The following is a 16,726-nucleotide window of genomic DNA, read 5'->3' as shown; positions in this document are numbered from 1 at the left end:
TCCGCCGCCCGCGCGGAGCCGAGCGGACGTCGGCTCGCCGGGAACGTCCCGGTTCCCCGGGGTAGGGTGCCCGGAATGACCAGCGCGCCGACCGTCACCCGTGCCCCGCGACTGCCGTCGCTGACCGGATTGCGGTGGGTGGCCGCGCTGCTGGTCTTCGGCTTCCACGCCGGGACCATGGGGATCGTCGCCGAGCCGCACCTGAAGCCCCTGGTCGACAAGGCGTTCAGCCTGGGCCTGTCCGGCGTCGAGTTCTTCTTCATCCTCAGCGGGTTCGTGCTGGTCTGGTCGTACCGGGACGGGGAGCGCGCGTGGACGTTCCTGCGCCGCCGGTTCGCCAAGATCTACCCGAACCACGTGGTGACGTTCGTCGCGGCGCTGGCCGTAGCAGCCTGGTTCGCCGACCCGGTCGTGCCGTGGGCCGCGATCGCCAACTTCTTCCTGGTCCAGGCGTGGATCCCGCTGGGCGGCTACTTCTACAGCGTCAACAACGTGAGCTGGTCGCTCTCCTGCGAGCTGGCCTTCTACCTGTGCCTGCCGCTCGTGGTGCCGTGGCTGCGCCGGGCCCGTACCGGCGTGCTGCGGACCGTGCTGGTCGCGGCGCCGCTGCTCATCCTGGCGCTGTGGCCCGGCCAGCAGCTCGTGCCGGAGGAGCAGCGGTGGTGGTTCACCCAGATCTTCCCGGTGACCCGGTCGCTGGAGTTCTGGATGGGCGTGGCCGCCGCCGAGCTGATGCGCCGGCACCGCTGGCGCGGACCGAACCTCGCCGCCGCCACCGGGATCTTCGTCGCCACCTGGGTGATCGCCGCGCTGTGGATCCCGGCCGAGTTCTGGGCGGCGCTGCTCGCTGTCGCGTACCTGCTGGTCATCGCCGCCGCGGCGGACGCCGACGTGCGCGGCCGCCCCACCCCCTGGCGGTCCCGGGCGATGGTCTGGCTCGGTGAGGTCTCGTTCGCCTTCTACCTGGTGCACGTGCTCGTCATGGTCACAGTGCTGCGGCTGACCGGGCACTGGGGGACCGGGCTGCCCGGCTGGCGCGGCCCGGTCGCGGTGCTCGGCTTCCTGGTGGTCACGCTCGCGCTGGCCGCCGCGCTCCACCGCTGGGTGGAGACACCGATGATGCGCCTGCTCGGCCCGTCCCGCCGGGCCCGCGCGGCGTCGCGCGCACCGGCCGTGCCGGCTCCGCGCGAGCCCGCCGAGGCCGCCACCAGCCCGGCCGCCGACGGCGGCGCGAGGCCCGTCACCGGTCCGGCCGAGGACATCGAGTACGCCGGGCGGCGTCGCCCGGACTGACACGCGCACACGTCCGCCGGTCGATCCGCGACACGCCGTGCGGCGGTGCGTTCGTGGGGGATCGGCGGTAATTTGTACCCGTGCTTCCGATCGCGCTCACCTGCCCCGTGTGGTGGGTGGCGCGCTGGACCGCCCGGATGCTCGCCAGTCTCGCCGTGGTCGTCGCCTGTTCGTTCGGCGCCGCCACGCTGCCGGCCGGTGTCGCCGCTGCCGCCCCGGCTCCGGCGGTCGCCGCCTCGACGTACACGGTCACCGGCGCCTCGACCGCGACGCGGCCGGAGGCCGACCGCGTGGCCGAGCGGCAGGCCGCTCCCGCCGGGGTTCCGGCGCCCGCGCCCCGGGCGGCCGCCCCGGCCGTCGTGGAGCCGGTCCCGGCCGGACGGGCCGTCGCACCGGCCGGCCCGCGGGCACCGCCCGCCCGCTGACCCGCTCACGGGCCGCGCCCGTTCTCCGCACCCACCGCACGTCATCCCCGCACCCGCCCCGGCGGCCCTCCACCGGCCCGCCCCGGCGAGGTCGTGCGGGTCCTCCCGCCAGGTCCTTCCCGTGAGGTGCCGACCATGTCGCAGACCGCTCTGTACCACTTCCTCACCTCCGTGCCCGAGGCCGCCGCCATCTGGTCCTTCCTCCTGCTGCTCGCCTTGGGCCTGCTCGCCGCGCTCGTCGCCCGGCCCGAACGCGACCCCGCGCCGGAGACCGCCCCCGAGCCGCCCGACGCCGACGCCGCCCGCCGCGACGACCTGACCCGGTACGCCGAGGAGGTGGCGGTGGCCGCCGCCGGGGCCGCCCAGACGGCCCGTCGCCGCCGGGAGCAGTGGCTGGCCGCGCAGGACGAGGCGGACCGGGCCTGGACCGCGTACGACGAGGCGGACGCCGCCGCCCGCCGCCTCGCCGGCGCCGCCGCGCTGGCCGCGCCGCGCACGCCACGAACCCCTGCGGAGTACGCGGCCCGGGAGCGCTGGCTGCGCCACGCCGCCATGACGGCGCACTGGCGGGGCGACCTGACCGCCCGTCAGCTCGCCGACGTGCTGGCGCGCCGCAACGGGTGGGATCCGCGCCGGCACCCGGCCGAGCAGGAGATCGTGCTGGCCCGCACCGTCAGGGACGGGCGCCGGGCCGGATGGGAGAGCGCCGCCGCGCGGGAGCGGGCAGCCTGGCGGGACGCGGAACTGGCCGCCGAGGCCGCCCGGACACTCGCCGCCGAGGCGTACGCGGCCACAGTGGCGCTGCGGCCCGCCCCGGCGTACCGGAGCGCGACGCCGAGCGCCCAGCCGGTGCCCGCGTCGGTCCGTAACGCCCGCTGGCGCCCGGCCCGGGTCGGCTGAGACGGCCATCTCGACCGAATCGTTACCCGGAACGTGGTGAGCCCGGTCACCCGGTTCACCGAAACGGGCGCCGGGCGCAGAACGGGTCATCGAGTATCGCGATTGCAGGCCGGGTGGTCGTCGTCTGTCCGCTTTCCGCCGCCGGGCGCCGTCGAAACTGCTTGTCCCATTGAGTGAAGTCAGTAACCGGGTGTTCCGAAATCCGTTACCACGGATCACGTTTACGCAGGTGGGAGCGCTTGGCAGGGGACATACCCACCGGTAGTGTCGGCGCGTCCGATGCGGTAATCGATCGCCGACGGCGACGCCGCACCGACCCGCCTAATCGTGTTCCACGAACCGGGGACCCATGAGCACCATCGGGGTGAATCCGCGAGCCCACGGCCCGCGGTAGGGCGTACTTCCCGCCCGAATCCGTCAGCTAACCCGGTCGGCGGCCACGGAAGGAGTACCCCGCGTGCCCACCCCTCGATCGTCCCCCCGCCTCCACGGCGAAGCGGTGCCCGCGCGCGCCTGACGCGCGACCGGCAACCGCCCCCTGGGCGCCCGGCATCACGGGCGTTCCCGATCCCCCGGCCATCCGGCCCCGCCAGCACGTGTGAGTTCCTCCGCGTGCCGGGCCGGCGTGTGCCGCTCACGCCCCGTGGAGGATTTCGTGAAGCACCACCTGAAGCGTCAGCTGCGACGGATCGTCACCGAACGCCCGTACCAGATCATCGCCGGATCGGCCGCCGCGCTCGTGCTGGCCGCCGGCGCCGGCACCGTCGCCACCGCCGGCGACGACGCCCCGGTCCAGGAGAACACCGCCGCGGTCGCCGACCTCGGCGCCGCCCGCCTCGGCGAGCAGCCCGCCAGCCGCAGCGAGGCCCGCATCGCCGTACCGCAGGCGTCGCCCAGCGCCTCCGCCTCGCCCAGCGCGTCGCCGAGCGCCTCCCCGTCGGCCAAGGTCACGGCCGACCCGGACACCACGCCCAAGGCCAAGCCGAAGCCGCCGTCGAGCAAGTCGCTCGACTACGACTACCAGGCCCAGATCAACTACTTCTACTGCGGCCCGGCCGCCGTGCGCAACGCGCTCAGCGCCGCCGGCGTCGAGCGCAGCCAGGACGCGCTCGCCGGCCCCCTCGGCACCACCGAGATGGGCACCAACTCGGCCGAGGACACCACTCGGGTGCTCAACCAGCAGGTCAAGGGCAACCCGTACCGGACCCGCATGATTCCCGGCTCGGCCACCCCGGCGCAGATGGACCGCCTCCAGGCCGACGTGGTCGAGGCGATCAGCAACGGCCGCGGGGTCGTCGCGAACGTCGCCGGTACGGCCACCGACACCAACGGCGGTTGGCACTCGTTCCCTGGTGGCCACTACGTCGCGGTGGTCGGCTACAAGGACGACGGCCGGACCGTACGGATCGCCGACTCGGCCGACCCGTCGCTGCCCTCGTACTGGATCACCACGATCGACCTGGCGCACTGGATCGCCAGCCGCGGCTACTCCGCCTGACCGTCCCGCACGCCCGAAGGCCGGCACCCCATCCCGGGGTGCCGGCCTTCCCCGTCCCGCCCTCCCTCGCCCCCGTCCCCGCCTCGCCCCTCGCCCCGCCCGGCCCTGGCGCGGCCCCGGCGCGGCCCTCATGCGGCCTTGGCGCGCCGATCTTGGACTTGTGGCGCCCAGTTTGTCTGGCTCGCCCGCTATGGAAGGTGCCACAACTCCAAGATCGACGGTGGGGGGAGTGTGGGCGGCCGGAGCCGGAGCGAGGGGGCGCCAGGGGCGAGGACGGCGCGGGGCGAGGGCGGCGCGGGGGCGAGGGCGGACCGGGGGCGGGGTGTGGGCGAGCCGGGGCGAGGGTGGGGTGGGTCGGCGGGTTCGGTCTCGCGTGTCCGGGGCGGGCGGTGGCAGACTGCGCCAATGGGCGATGCGACGGGGAAGCGGCACCTGATTCTCCTGCACGGCATGGGTGCCACAGGCGAGGTGTGGCTGCCCTGGGCGCCGCTGCTGGAACGCCGCTGGCCCGGCCGCTGGCTCGCCCCCGACCTGGCGGGTCACGGCTGGTCGCCGCCGCTCGACGGCTACTCGTTCGAGGCCCTGGCCCAGCGCGTGGTCGACGGGCTCGGCCCGGTCCGGCTCGGCCCCGAGGACCGGCTGGTGCTGCTCGGGCACTCGCTCGGCGGGGTGGTGGCGCTGGCGCTCGCGGCCCGGCAGCGAGGGCTTCCGGTCGACGCGGTGGTCGGGCTCGGCATCAAGGCGGTCTGGTCCCCGGCCGAGCTGGCGAAGTCGGCGGAACTGGCCGCCCGGCCGGTCACCTGGTTCGCCACCCGTGACGAGGCGGCCCGCCGCTACCTGCGCGTGTCCGGGCTCGCCGGGCTGTTCGCCCCGGACCATCCGGTGGTGGAGGCGGGGCTGCGGCGGGAGGACGGCCGCTGGCGGCTCGCCATGGACCCGGCGGCGTTCGCGGTCGGGGAGCCCCGGCTGCCGGTGCTGCTGGCCGCCACCGACGTGCCGGTGCTGCTGGCCCGGGGCGAGCTGGACCCGATGGTGACCGACGCGCAGCTCAAGGAACTGGGCGTGCCGGTGGCCACGCTGCCCGGGCTGGGCCACAACGCGCACGTCGAGGACCCGGAGGCGGTGCTCGCCCTGCTCGACCCGTACCTCTGAGCGGGCGAGCCGGCCCGCGACGGGCCGCCCGCGTTTCTAGCCGGCCGCGCGCGGCGCCGGGACCGCCCAGTCGGGTTCCAGCTCGCGGCGGGCGGCGGACAGGAACGCCTCGGCGTAGGCGTCGGCGGGGAAGTCGCCCAGGTAGCGGGTCCGCGCCGTCCAGCGCTGCGCCGCCTTCGGGTCGGCGTCCAGCAGGTCGGTGAGCACCTCGTCCACGTTGGACATGTCACGCCGCAGCACGTAGCCGGACGCCGCGAGCGGGAACCGCTCGACGAAGTGCTCGCCGTCGGCGCCGGTGTCGGTGACCGCGTACGGCTTGCCGGAGTAGAGCCAGTCGGAGATGACCCCTGACACGTCGGAGACCAGCGCGTCGGCGCGGTTGACGCACTCGGTGAGCGTCAGCTCGCGGGCCGCGGCGGCGCCCCACAGGTGCGGCCGGCCGGTCTTCGCCCGGTCCGCGGCGAGCAGTTCGGTGAGCCGGGCGAGCTGGCGGGCCGAGGCCGGGTTCTTGCCGGTGTACGGGTGGGCGCGCAGGATCACCGCGGCGCCCCTGTCGATCAACCGGCGGATCAGCGTCTCGGCCACCGGCAGCGAGCAGTAGTTCGCGTCGGCGTGGTGCCCGGTCCAGGTCGGGGTGTAGAGGACCGTGGGGTGCGCCGGCGAGGTGACCGGCTCCCGGCGTACCTCGATCGCCTCGACCTGGGGCCGGCCGACCACGACGAACTTGTCGGCGGGGATCTCCACGCCGGCGCGGGCGTACCTGTCGATCGCGGCCTGCCCGGCCACGAAGATCTTGTCGAAGATGGCCGAGACCGGGTTGGCGCTGGGGGCCTTGTCGCTGTCGCCGTGGTGCAGCTGCACGTGGGTGAGCTGGTTGAACCGGATCAGGTGGGCGTTCTTCGCGCCGTGGTTGACGTAGAACGCGACCCGCAGGCTGGGCACCAGCGCCTCGTCGAGCGCCTTCAGGGTTGGGCAGAGGACCACCGGCGCGCGGGTGGCGGCGGCCACCGCGGGCAGGAGCTCCGGCTCGCGCAGCACCACCACGAACGGGCGGCCGATCCGTTCCAGGTACGGCAGCCACATGGTGACCTGGTACTCCGAGCCGGGTGGCGCGGAGAAGTGCAGCACGAACTCGGGCTGATGGCGGCGCAGTGCCCGGCCGACCGGGCCGCCTCCGGCGGGCGGCCGGAACCGGCGCCGGGCGAGGTCCAGCGCGACCGCACCGCATCCGGCGCCGACGAGCAGTGCGGCGACCAGCGCCGTCCAGGCGGGCAGCGTCAGGGCGGCGGCGAGCGCCACCACGGCGAGCAGCACCAGCAGCGCGTCGCCGAGCCGGGCGGCGACCACGGGTGTCCACGTGCGGACCGGCAGGTTCGCCGCCCGGATCTCCAGTGCGCCGGCCTGCCGCAGCGGGCCGACCAGCAGCACCAGGCCGAGCAGCACCAGCGCGGTGGCGGCGAGTGCCGGGTCGAACCCGTCGTCGAGGCGCCGGGCGTAGCCGACCAGGATGCCGGCGGCGACGAGCACCGTCTCGGCGAGCCCGTCGGCGGACGGCCGGACCCGGCGCTCCCAGGCGGTGGCGGCCAGCGCCGCGACCGCCAGGGCCAGGCCCCAGCCGGTGGCGCCGGTGAGCGCCACGACGAGGAAGGCCAGCACCGCCAGCCCGGTGGTTAGCCCCCGGGCGAGCAGCTTGCGGACCAGGTCACCACGCATCTGGTACGTCCCGTCGGGTTCAGGCGTCGGCGGACAGCTCGGACCGGTGCGGGCCCGGCTGCGCCGGCACGGCGGCCACCTGCTCGCCGGGGGACCGGCGCACGTCGACCACCTGGCCGGTCAGGTCGGAGATCAGCACGTCCAGGGACGCCTGCGCGACCGCCTCGGAGGAGAGCAGCGTGTGCTCCGGCTCCTCGCCGAACGCCCGCGTCCGCATCGGGGTGGCGGTGCGTTCCGGGTTGACGCAGTTGACCCGTACGCCGAACTCGGCCCACTCGTCGGCGAGCGCCTGGGTCAGGTTGACCAGCGCGGCCTTGGTGGCCGAGTAGAGCGCGTAGCGGGCCCGGCCCCGGGTGTAGGAGCTGGACGTGTAGAGCAGCAACTGGCCCTTTGTCTGCTGGAGGTACGGCAGGGACTGGCGCGCGATGGTGACCGGCCCGACGAAGTTGACGTGCAGGAGACGGTCCATCGTCTCGGAGTCCATCTCGGCCAGCGCGCCCTTCTCCAGGATGCCGGCGGTGACCACCACGTGGTCGATCCGGCCGGTGGCCTCGAACGCTGTCTTCAGCGCGGCGGCCACGTCCTCGGCGCGCTCGACGTGCGTGCCGGTGGTGGAGCGGCTGAACGGGAAGACCTGGGCGCCGTAGCCGCGGGCCAGTTCGGCCAGGTCGTGGCCGATGCCGTAGCTGCCGCCGAAGACCACGATGGTCCGGCCGGTCAGCTCCTCGGCGTAGCTGCGGTGGTCGGTCAGCCGGGGCGCCTGCGCGGCGGCGAGCTGGAACAGCTTGTCGGCCAGGTGCACGTCGACCGGGTGGGTGACCTTGATGTTCTCGTCCGAGCCGTCGATCACCTTGATCGGCGTGCCGGGCAGGTAGCGCAGCACCACGCCGCAGTCGTCGGTGGCGGCGAAGTCGGGGTCGCCCTCGGCGCGGCGGTACGCCTCGCGGATGGTGCCGGAGCGGAACGCCTGCGGGGTCTGGCCGCGGCGCAGCCGGGAGCGGACCGGGATATCGGTGATGCAGTCGTCCGCGTCGACCTGGATGATCGTGTCGGCGGACGGGATGGCCACGTCGACAGCCGAGTACGTCCAGAGCGCGTTGACGCACTCGCGCACGATCCGGGCGCTGACCAGCGGGCGGACCGCGTCGTGGAAGAGGATGTTGACGTCGCCCTCGCCGACCGCGTCGAGCGCGATCCGGGTGGTGTCGTTGCGGGTCTCGCCGCCCTCGATCACCTTGGTGACCTTGCGGAAGCCGGCGTCGGCGACGATGCGCCGCGCGTCGTCGACGTGACCGGTGGCCATCAGCACGATGATCTCGTCGATCTCCGGCGCGGCCTCGAAGACGGCGAGGGTGTGCTCGATGATCGGCTTACCGGCGATCTTGAGGAGCTGCTTCGGGATGCCCAGCCCGAGGCGCGTGCCGGTCCCCCCGGCCAGGATCACGGCCACCGTACGCGCGGGGCGCCAGGGTGCCGGGCTCGCCGGCGCGGCGTCCGGTGCGGTGGTGTGGTCCTGCGTCATTGCCGTACCTCACTCTGGGTGAAAGGGGATGGATCCGAAAACCTTAACGCGTACGCCGGAGCGCACCGCTCCGGGCGGAACCCGGTGCGGTGCGCTCCAGGGCGCTACTTCTGGTTCTCGTACGCGTCGCAGACCTCCTTGGTGGGGCCGTCCATCTTCAGGACGCCGCTCTCCAACCAGATGGTCCGCTCGCAGGTGTCCCGGATCGAGCCGATCGAGTGGCTGACCAGGAAGACCGTGCCGGCGCTGTCGCGCAGCTCGCGGACCCGCTGCTCGCTGCGGACCCGGAACTTGCGGTCGCCGGTGGCCAGTGCCTCGTCGATGAGCAGCACGTCGTGCTTCTTCGCCGAGGAGATCGCGAAGCGCAGCCGCGCGCCCATGCCGGAGGAGTAGGTGCGCATCGGCAGCGAGGCGAAGTCGCCGCGCTCGTTGATCCCGGAGAACTCGATGATCTCCGGGGCGATCCGCTTGACCTCCTCCGGCGGCATGCCCATGGCCAGGCAGCCGAGCACCACGTTGCGCTCGCCGGACAGGTCGTTCAGCAGCGCGGCGTTCACGCCGAGCAGCGACGGCTGGCCCTTGGTGTAGACGGCGCCGCGGGCCGGCGGGAGCAGCCCGGCGATGGCGCGCAGCAGCGTGGACTTGCCGGAGCCGTTGCTGCCGATCAGGCCGATCGCCTCACCCTCGTACGCGGTGAAGCTCACGCCCTTGACCGCGTGCACCTCGCGGATGTTCGGCGCCTTGGTGCGGGAGACGATCCGCTTGAGCGCGGAGACCGGGGTGGTGCCGCCGCTCGCGCCCTTGTGGATCCGGTAGATCACGTGCACGTCGTCCACCACCACCGTGGGGACGCGACCCGAGTCGGTCACCGGGCCGGCGTTCAGCGGCAGGGTCTGCTCAGCCACGGCCGTACTCCTTCTCTCCGCGCCAGAAGTAGACGAACCCGCCGATGCCCATCACGACCGCCCAGAACAGGCCCATCGCCCACAGCTTCAGCGGGGAGCTGATCAGGTTCGGCTGGTGCGAGTCGAGCAGCGCGTAGCGGGCCAGCTCGATGAAGACCAGCGGCGGGTTCCACTCCAGGATGTTCGCCGCCCAGTTCGGCAGGTGCTCGCGGATGAGCGCCACCGGGTAGAGCACGCCCGAGGCGTACAGCCAGGTGCGCATCACGAACGGCATGACCTGCTTGAGGTCGGTGGCCTTGGAGCCGAGTCGGGCCATCACCATGCTCAGCCCGACGTTGAAGATCGTCTGGAGCAGCAGCATGGGGACGATCAGCACCCAGCGGAAGGTGATCGGCTCGCCGGTCAGCAGCACGATCGCGGCCAGCACCACCATCGACATGAGCAGCTGCTGGAGCTGGACCAGCGTCACGGTGATCGGCAGCGCGGCCCGCGGGAACTGGAGCGCCCGGATCAGGCCCAGGTTTCCGGTGATTGCGCTGGTGCCGTTGGACGCCGCGGTCTGGGTGAAGATGAAGATGAAGATGCCGGTGCACAGGTACGCGATGAAGTTCGGCACGTTCCGGTGCTGGGCCAGGATCACGCCGAAGATCAGGAAGTAGACCGCCGCGTTGGTGAGCGGTGTCAGCACCTGCCAGAGCTGACCGAGCTGGGTGTTGCTCAGCGAGGAGGCGACCTTCGCCCGCGAGTACGCGGTCATGAAGTGCCGGTACGCCCACAACCTGCGGGCGTACTCGCCCAGGGCGGGTCGTTCCCCGGCCACCCGTAGCCCGTACCGCTGGGCCAGCTGGGCCCGGGTCAGTCCGGATTCGGGGTCGGCCACCGCGGTGTTGGCCATGTTCAGGCGCTCCGATCTTTCGTGCTGATGGGGAGCAGTGCGGTGAATGAGATCCAGCGTGGCCGGGCGGGGAGGAGCCGCCTCGCTGCTGCATGGAAGGTAGTCCACCGAACGTCGGGACGCAACCGTACCGTCGTTGCGCTACATTGTTCCACGTGACGACCGAGAAGAGGCGTGCCCCGGCCGGCGCGGCGGTGCTGCGCGGGGAGATCACCAGTGCCATCCGCGCCGCCGTGATGCAGGAGTTGGCCGAGGTGGGCTACGGTCGCCTCTCCATCGAGGCGGTGGCCCGCCGGGCCGGTGTGAGCAAGACCGCCATCTACCGCCGCTGGCGTTCCAAGCTCGACCTGGTGCTGGACATGGTTTCGGCGGTGGCGGGGCGGAACATCCCGCTGCTGGACACCGGCAGCCTCCTCGGTGACCTGGAGATCCTGCTGCACGTGATGGCGCGTGCGTTGCGTCACCGGCTGGCCGCGCAGATCATCCCGGACCTGCTGGCCGAGGCGGCCCGCAACCCGCAGATCGCGGAGAAGCTGCAGGCCGCCCTGGACGACTACCAGCAGGCCATCGGCCGGATCCTGATCGGCCGGGCGGTCGAGCGCGGTGAGCTGTCCGCGGACACCGACCGGCGCGCCGCCGTCGATCTCATCGTCGGCCCGGTCTACTGGCGGATGGCGATCTCCCGGGCCCCGCTGGAGCCCACCGAGGTGCCCCGGATGGCGGCCGCGATCGTCGCCGCTCTGCGGGTAGCATGCGTGGGGCCTGTACGCGACGAGGTGGAAGTCTGAACCCCGGGCCGCCCCCGGAGGGCCGTCGTCGATCATGAACAGAAGGTCACATCCGGTCGGACAATCAGTGCAACCCGTTGGTTTTCCCGACAGACCGGTACCATCCCCCGAAATGTCTCTCATGAACCACGCGTCGACAGGAGGAAGCCCCATGGTCGGGCCGCATCCAGAGTTCATTCCCCCCGCACGGCCGATCATCGGCGAAGCCGAGATCGAGGCGGCCGTCCGGGTGCTGCGGAGCGGCCGGGTCGTGCAGGGCCCCGAGGTCGCCGCGTTCGAGGAGGAGTTCGGCGACCTGGTCGGCGGCCGGCACTGCGTCGCCGTCAACTCCGGCACCTCCGCGCTCCAGCTGACGCTGATGGCGCTCGGCTTCGGCCCGGGTGACGAGATCATCGTCCCGTCCTTCTCCTTCGCCGCCAGCGGCAACGCGGTCCGGCTGGTCGGCGCCGAGCCGGTCTTCGTGGACATCGAGCCGGGCAGCTTCTGCGTCGACCCGGAGGCGGTCGCCGCGGCGATCACGCCGAAGACGGTCGCGATCATGCCGGTGCACCTCTACGGCCACCCGGCCGCGATGGACCGGATCATGGCGATCGCGCAGCAGCACGGCCTCGCAGTGGTCGAGGACGCCGCGCAGGCGCACGGCGCCGAGCTGAACGGCACCCCGGTCGGCGCGTTCGGCACCGCCGGCTGCTTCAGCTTCTACCCGACGAAGAACATGCACTCCCTCGAGGGCGGCATGATCACCACCGCCGACGCGGACCTCGCCCGGACCCTGCGGCTGCTGCGCAACCAGGGCATGGAGCAGCGGTACGCCAACGAGATCGTCGGCGCCAACATGCGGATGACCGACGTGGCCGCCGCCATCGGCCGGGTGCAGCTCACCCAGCTCGCCGAGTGGACCGAGCAGCGCCGCGCCAACGCCAAGTTCCTCGACTCGGCGATCACCGGCATGGTCACCCCGCCCGTCGCCGACGGCGCCAAGCACGTCTACCACCAGTACACCGTGCGGGTGCGGGCCGACCGGGACGCCGCCCAGGCCCGCCTCACCGAGCTGGGCATCGGCAACGCGGTCTACTACCCGACCCCGATCCACCGGCTCAAGCCGTACCTCAACGCCGACGGCAAGCCGGGCGCGTGGGACCTGCCGGAGACCGAGCGGGCCGCCGCCGAGGTGGTCTCGCTGCCGGTGCACCCGTCGCTGAGCCCCGCCGACCTGGAGCGGATCGCCGAGGGCGCGAACCTGGCCGGGGGTGCCCGATGAGCGGACGGAAGCTGCGGGCCGGCCTGATCGGCCTCGGCGCGATGGGCCGCAACCACGCCCGCGTGCTGTCCAACCTGGACGGCGTCGAGCTGGTCGGCGTGGTCGACCCGGCCGGCGACGTGACCGGCACGCTGCGCGCGCCCGTCGTACCCGAGCTGAGCGACCTGCTCGCCCTCGGCGTCGACTACGCGGTGGTGGCCTGCCCGACGGCGCTGCACGAGCCGATCGGCATGGAGCTGGCCGCCAACGGCGTCTGCGCGCTCATCGAGAAGCCGCTCGCCCAGTCCGTCGACGCCGCCACCCGGCTGGTCGAGGCGTTCGAGAACGCCGGCCTGGTCGCTGGCGTCGGGCACATCGAGCGCTACAACCCGGCGCTGCAGAGCCTGCGCACCCGCCTGGAGGCGGGCGAGCTGGGCGAGGTGTTCCAGGTCGTGACCCGGCGCCAGGGCCCGTTCCCGCACCGGATCGCCGACGTCGGCGTGGTGATGGACCTGGCCACCCACGACATCGACCTGACCGCCTGGGTGACCGGCCAGCAGTACAGCTCGGTCGCCGCCCGCACCGTCTCGCGCAGCGGCCGGCTGCACGAGGACATGGTCGCCGTGGTCGGCCAGCTCGCCGACGGCACGATGGTCAACCACCTGGTGAACTGGCTCAGCCCGCTCAAGGAGCGGTCGACTGTGGTCACCGGTGACAAGGGCTGCTTCGTGGCCGACACGCTCACCGCCGACCTGACCTTCTACGCCAACGCCGCCATCGACACCGAGTGGGAGGCGCTGCGCGCGTTCCGCGGCGTGGCCGAGGGCGACATGGTCCGCTACGCGATCCCGAAGCGGGAGCCGCTGCTGGTCGAGCACGAGCGCTTCCGGGACGCGGTCGAGGGCAAGCAGAGCGACATCGTCACGCTGCGGCAGGGTCTGCGTACCGTGCAGGTCGCGGCCGCCCTGCTGGAGTCGTCCGCCGACGGCAAGGTCGTGTCCGTCGCGGCCAGCGGCAGCGACGCGGAGCCGGCACTGCGATGAGCCCGGCGCCGGTGCGGCGGACGGTCTCCGCGGTACGGCGGCGGATTCCCCGGCGGTGGCGCATCGCGCTCCGCCGGGCCGCCGCCGGCGCGCGGCCCTGGCAGACCCCTTCGGTACGCGAACGGTGTGAACTCCCCGCCGGCACGCCGCTGCTGGTGCACGCCGGCGGGATCACCGGCGACCGGGCGCTGGACGGCGTGCTGCGCGCGCTCGTCCGGCTGCCCGAGTTCCACCTGGCGCTGGTCTGCGACGAGGCGGAGCGGGCGTCGGCCCAGGACCTGACCCGCCGCGCCGGCAAGGCGCGCCGCCGGGTCCACGTGGTGCCGCGCCCGCGTACGGTGACGGCCGCGTTCCTCGCCCCGGCGGACGTGGCGGTGTTCGGGTTCGACCCGGACGCCGGTCTCGACCTGCTGGACACCTTCCTCGCCGCCGGGCTGCGGGTGGTCGCCGCCGACAGCCGGGTGACGCGCGAGCACCTGGCCCGGCACGGCGGCGGCGAATTCTTCGCGCCCGGCTCGCTGCCCTCGTTCACCAAGGCGGTGGAACGGGCCCGGCAGCGCGGCGGCGACGAGGCATCTCCCGCGCAGGAGCCGCCGGTCGCGCCGATCGAGGCCGGCACGCCCGGCCCGTGGCGTCCGCTCGGCGCCGGGCCGATCCGGCTGGGGCTGGGCACGGCGAACTACGCCGGGCAGCTCTCCGCCCTGGCGGTGGCGATCACCACAGCCCGCGCCGACGTCGGCGTGGAACTGGTGATGGCCAAGCCACCGGCCACCTACCGCTACCCGGCCGACCGCTACCTGAACTACCCCGGCGAGCACCGGCTCGACGTGCAGATCGCGCGGGCCGAGCGGGTGCTCGGCTGGTACACCCACCTGATCGTGGACGCGTTCCGTCCGGTGCTCGGCCGGGCCAACGGCGACGACATCGCCGCGGACCTGCCCGCGTTGCGCCGGGCCCGGCTCAAGGTCGCGCTGCTGGCGCACGGCAGCGAGATCCGCCATCCGGGCGCGCACCTGGAGCGGCACGCCGAGTCCGCGTTCCGGGACGCCCCGGCGGACCTGATCGGGCAGCTCACCACAGTCGCCGAGCGGAACCGGCGCACCGCCGAGGAGAGCGGCCTGCCGTTCTTCGTGACCACCCCCGACCTGCTGGACGACGTGCCGTCCGCCACGTGGGCGCCGCTGATCGTCGACGTGGACGCCTGGGCCTGCGACCGCCCGGTGCTGGAACGCGCCCGGCCGGTGGTGCTGCACGCGCCGTCGAAGCGGTGGACCAAGGGCACCGACCGGCTCCTGCCCCGGTTGCAGGAGCTGCACGATCGACGGATCATCGAACTGCGCCTGGTGGAAGGGCTGCCGCACCACGAGATGCGGCGCCAGGTGCAGGAGTGCGACATCGTGGTCGACCAGCTGGTGATGGGCAGCTACGGCACCTTCTCCTGCGAGGGGATGGCCGCCGGCCGGGTCGTGGTGGCGTACCTCAGCGAGGGGCCGCACCGGGCCGCCGGGATCCAGCCGCCGATCGCCAACGCCACCCCCGGCACCCTCGTCAAGACCATCGAGTCGCTGCTCGACGACCGGCCCGCCGCGGTCGCCCTGGCCGCGGAGGGCACCCGTTACGTCCGTGACCACCACGACGGGCGGCGCACCGCCGAGGTCTTCGACGCCTTCCTCCGGTGACCCGCCCGACCACCACCCACGCCCGCACCGTCAACGAGGAGAAGCACCCGATGCAAGCTGGCGCTAACAGCGATGCCCGACCGACCCGGGGCCGGGTGGTGATGCTGGTCGACAACGGCGTCCACGGCGACTCCCGGGTGCAGAAGGCAGCGCGCTCGGCCGCCGACGCCGGCTGGGAGGTCTTCCTCCTCGGCATCCGCAACGCCCGCTCCGACGTGGACACCTGGCGCATCGGCGGCGCCGAGGTGCGGCTGCTGCGGGTACCCAAGCCGCTGCACCGGCTGCCCCGGGAGTACAGCCGGTCGCTGCGCCGGCCGCTGGCGTACGCGTCCACCACCAAGGCCGCGTACCGGGTCCAGGAGATCAAGGCCTGGCAGGCCGATCTGTACGAGCGCCGCGTCCGCGCCCAGGCGCTGGGCGGCGGGCTTCCGGCCGCCGTGGGACGGGCGGCCCAGCTGCCGTCCCGCGCCGCCGCCACCGCGCTCGCCCGCTGGGTACGGTTCCGCAGCGGCGAGACCCGTCGGCTGCGCAAGGCGCAGACCGATCCGGAGGCGCTGTTCAGCCGCCTGCCCGTGCGGTTCTGGCAGGGGCTGCTGGGCGACCGCGCCTGGCGCCGGCTGGACCCGGGCCTGTGGGACTTCGAACTGGCCTTCCGCAAGACGCTCGACGAACTCAAGCCGGACATCATCCACGCCAACGACTTCCGGATGCTCGGCATCGGCGCGCGGGCGACGCTGCGGGCCCGGGCCGCCGGCCGGCGGACCAAGCTGGTCTGGGACGCTCACGAGTTCGTCGGCGGCATCACCGGCCGGGCCGACAACCCGCGCTGGCTGCCGGCCCAGATCGCCTACACGGCCGAGTACGCCGCCTATCCGGACGCCGTGGTGACCGTCTCCGACACGCTCGCCGACCTGCTCCAGGAGACCCACAACCTGCCCGACCGGCCGGCCGTGGTGCTCAACGCGCCGATGGCGCCGCCGGCCGAGGCCGACGGCGACGTGCCGGACCTGCGGGCGCTGTGCGGCGTGGACAGCCGTACGCCGGTGCTCGTCTACTCCGGCGCGGTGAACCCGAGCCGGGGCTGCCAGATCATGGTGGAGGCGCTGCCGGAGCTGCCCGACGTGCACGTCGCGTTCGTGACCATGAACCCGAACGGCGACAACCAGTTCTCCGAGGCGCTGCGGGAGCGGGCTGCCGAACTCGGCGTCGCGGACCGTGTGCACCTGCTGCCGTACGTGGCGCACTGGCAGGTGGTGCCGTTCCTGTCCGGCGCGGACGCCGGGGTCATCCCGATCCACCACAAGCCCAACCACGAGCTGGCGCTGATCACGAAGTTCCTGGAGTACTCGCACGCCCGGCTGCCCATCGTGGTCAGCGACGTGAAGACCATGGCGCAGACCGCGCGGGCCACCGGGCAGGGCGAGGTGTTCACCGCCGAGGACCGGGCCGACTACGTCCGGGCCGTCCGGGCCGTGCTCGCCGACCCGGAGCGCTACCGGGCCGCCTACGACAAGCCCGGCCTGCTGGAGGGCTGGACCTGGGAGGCCCAGGCCCGGATCCTCGACGAGGTGTACGGCTCGCTGCTGGGCACGCCCGCCGCGAGCGGGGCGCGTCCTCCGGCGTCCCGGCGTCCCGGCGACGAGCGGGAGTACGCGGCCACCTCGCGCTGACCC

At 73.5% G+C, this 16,726-nt stretch carries 14 protein-coding genes and 1 riboswitch; of the genes, 10 read left to right on the top strand and 4 right to left on the bottom strand.

Annotation, left to right across the window (positions count from 1 at the left end):
* Positions 1 to 75 precede the first annotated feature (75 nt).
* The 5 genes from BFV98_RS09655 to BFV98_RS09635 all read left to right on the top strand — a co-directional run bounded on the left by BFV98_RS09655 (position 76) and on the right by BFV98_RS09635 (position 5,268).
* A complete protein-coding gene (locus BFV98_RS09655) occupies positions 76 to 1,293 on the top strand; it encodes an acyltransferase (RefSeq protein ID WP_071095911.1) in 1,218 nt (405 codons plus the stop codon).
* Positions 1,294 to 1,373: 80 nt separating this feature from the next.
* Entirely contained in the window at positions 1,374 to 1,718 is a 345-nt protein-coding gene (locus BFV98_RS09650) for a hypothetical protein (protein ID WP_013285254.1), read from the top strand.
* A 135-nt stretch (positions 1,719 to 1,853) separates the two neighbouring features.
* Entirely contained in the window at positions 1,854 to 2,618 is a 765-nt protein-coding gene (locus tag BFV98_RS09645; protein ID WP_071095909.1) for a hypothetical protein, read from the top strand.
* Positions 2,619 to 2,926: 308 nt separating this feature from the next.
* Positions 2,927 to 3,069: riboswitch (cyclic di-AMP (ydaO/yuaA leader) on the top strand.
* A 192-nt stretch (positions 3,070 to 3,261) separates the two neighbouring features.
* Positions 3,262 to 4,116 carry a C39 family peptidase gene (locus BFV98_RS09640; protein ID WP_176921687.1) on the top strand — a complete coding sequence of 285 codons (855 nt, stop codon included), beginning with the start codon at positions 3,262 to 3,264 and terminating at the stop codon, positions 4,114 to 4,116.
* Positions 4,117 to 4,521: 405 nt separating this feature from the next.
* The gene (locus tag BFV98_RS09635; protein WP_013474728.1) at positions 4,522 to 5,268 is read left to right on the top strand and encodes an alpha/beta fold hydrolase; all 747 of its coding nucleotides are present in this window, start codon (positions 4,522 to 4,524) and stop codon (positions 5,266 to 5,268) included.
* A 36-nt stretch (positions 5,269 to 5,304) separates the two neighbouring features.
* Here BFV98_RS09635 and BFV98_RS09630 read toward each other — a convergent pair whose 3' ends face one another.
* From BFV98_RS09630 to BFV98_RS09615, 4 genes are all read right to left on the bottom strand, one after another.
* Positions 5,305 to 6,981, bottom strand: coding sequence for a CDP-glycerol glycerophosphotransferase family protein (locus tag BFV98_RS09630; protein ID WP_013474729.1), 1,677 nt, complete (start codon positions 6,979 to 6,981; stop codon positions 5,305 to 5,307).
* A gap of 19 nt (positions 6,982 to 7,000) precedes the next feature.
* Positions 7,001 to 8,503, bottom strand: a complete 1,503-nt coding sequence (locus BFV98_RS09625) for a bifunctional cytidylyltransferase/SDR family oxidoreductase (protein WP_013285258.1) — start codon at positions 8,501 to 8,503, stop codon at positions 7,001 to 7,003.
* A gap of 104 nt (positions 8,504 to 8,607) precedes the next feature.
* Entirely contained in the window at positions 8,608 to 9,408 is an 801-nt protein-coding gene (locus BFV98_RS09620) for an ABC transporter ATP-binding protein (protein WP_013285259.1), read from the bottom strand.
* A complete protein-coding gene (locus BFV98_RS09615; RefSeq protein ID WP_013285260.1) occupies positions 9,401 to 10,303 on the bottom strand; it encodes an ABC transporter permease in 903 nt (300 codons plus the stop codon). The genes BFV98_RS09620 and BFV98_RS09615 overlap by 8 nt, the downstream gene beginning before the upstream one ends.
* A gap of 155 nt (positions 10,304 to 10,458) precedes the next feature.
* On the opposite strand from BFV98_RS09615, the gene BFV98_RS09610 reads away from it, so the two are divergent.
* The 5 genes from BFV98_RS09610 to BFV98_RS09590 all read left to right on the top strand — a co-directional run bounded on the left by BFV98_RS09610 (position 10,459) and on the right by BFV98_RS09590 (position 16,723).
* Entirely contained in the window at positions 10,459 to 11,091 is a 633-nt protein-coding gene (locus tag BFV98_RS09610) for a TetR/AcrR family transcriptional regulator (RefSeq protein ID WP_013285261.1), read from the top strand.
* 151 nt (positions 11,092 to 11,242) lie between these two features.
* Positions 11,243 to 12,352, top strand: a complete 1,110-nt coding sequence (locus BFV98_RS09605) for a DegT/DnrJ/EryC1/StrS aminotransferase family protein (protein WP_047890854.1) — start codon at positions 11,243 to 11,245, stop codon at positions 12,350 to 12,352.
* Positions 12,349 to 13,374: a Gfo/Idh/MocA family protein gene (locus BFV98_RS09600; RefSeq protein WP_013285263.1), complete on the top strand. Its 1,026-nt coding sequence runs from the start codon at positions 12,349 to 12,351 to the stop codon at positions 13,372 to 13,374. The genes BFV98_RS09605 and BFV98_RS09600 overlap by 4 nt, the downstream gene beginning before the upstream one ends.
* Positions 13,371 to 15,053 carry a glycosyl transferase family 1 gene (locus BFV98_RS09595; protein ID WP_071095905.1) on the top strand — a complete coding sequence of 561 codons (1,683 nt, stop codon included), beginning with the start codon at positions 13,371 to 13,373 and terminating at the stop codon, positions 15,051 to 15,053. Before BFV98_RS09600 ends, BFV98_RS09595 begins: the two co-directional genes overlap by 4 nt.
* Before the next feature lie 50 nt (positions 15,054 to 15,103).
* Positions 15,104 to 16,723: a glycosyltransferase family 4 protein gene (locus BFV98_RS09590; RefSeq protein ID WP_176921763.1), complete on the top strand. Its 1,620-nt coding sequence runs from the start codon at positions 15,104 to 15,106 to the stop codon at positions 16,721 to 16,723.
* Positions 16,724 to 16,726: the final 3 nt, after the last annotated feature.

It is taken from the genome of Micromonospora sp. WMMB235 (assembly GCF_001855515.1).
GTDB lineage: Bacteria > Actinomycetota > Actinomycetes > Mycobacteriales > Micromonosporaceae > Micromonospora > Micromonospora aurantiaca.
This window is presented reverse-complemented; position numbering and strand designations above follow the sequence as displayed.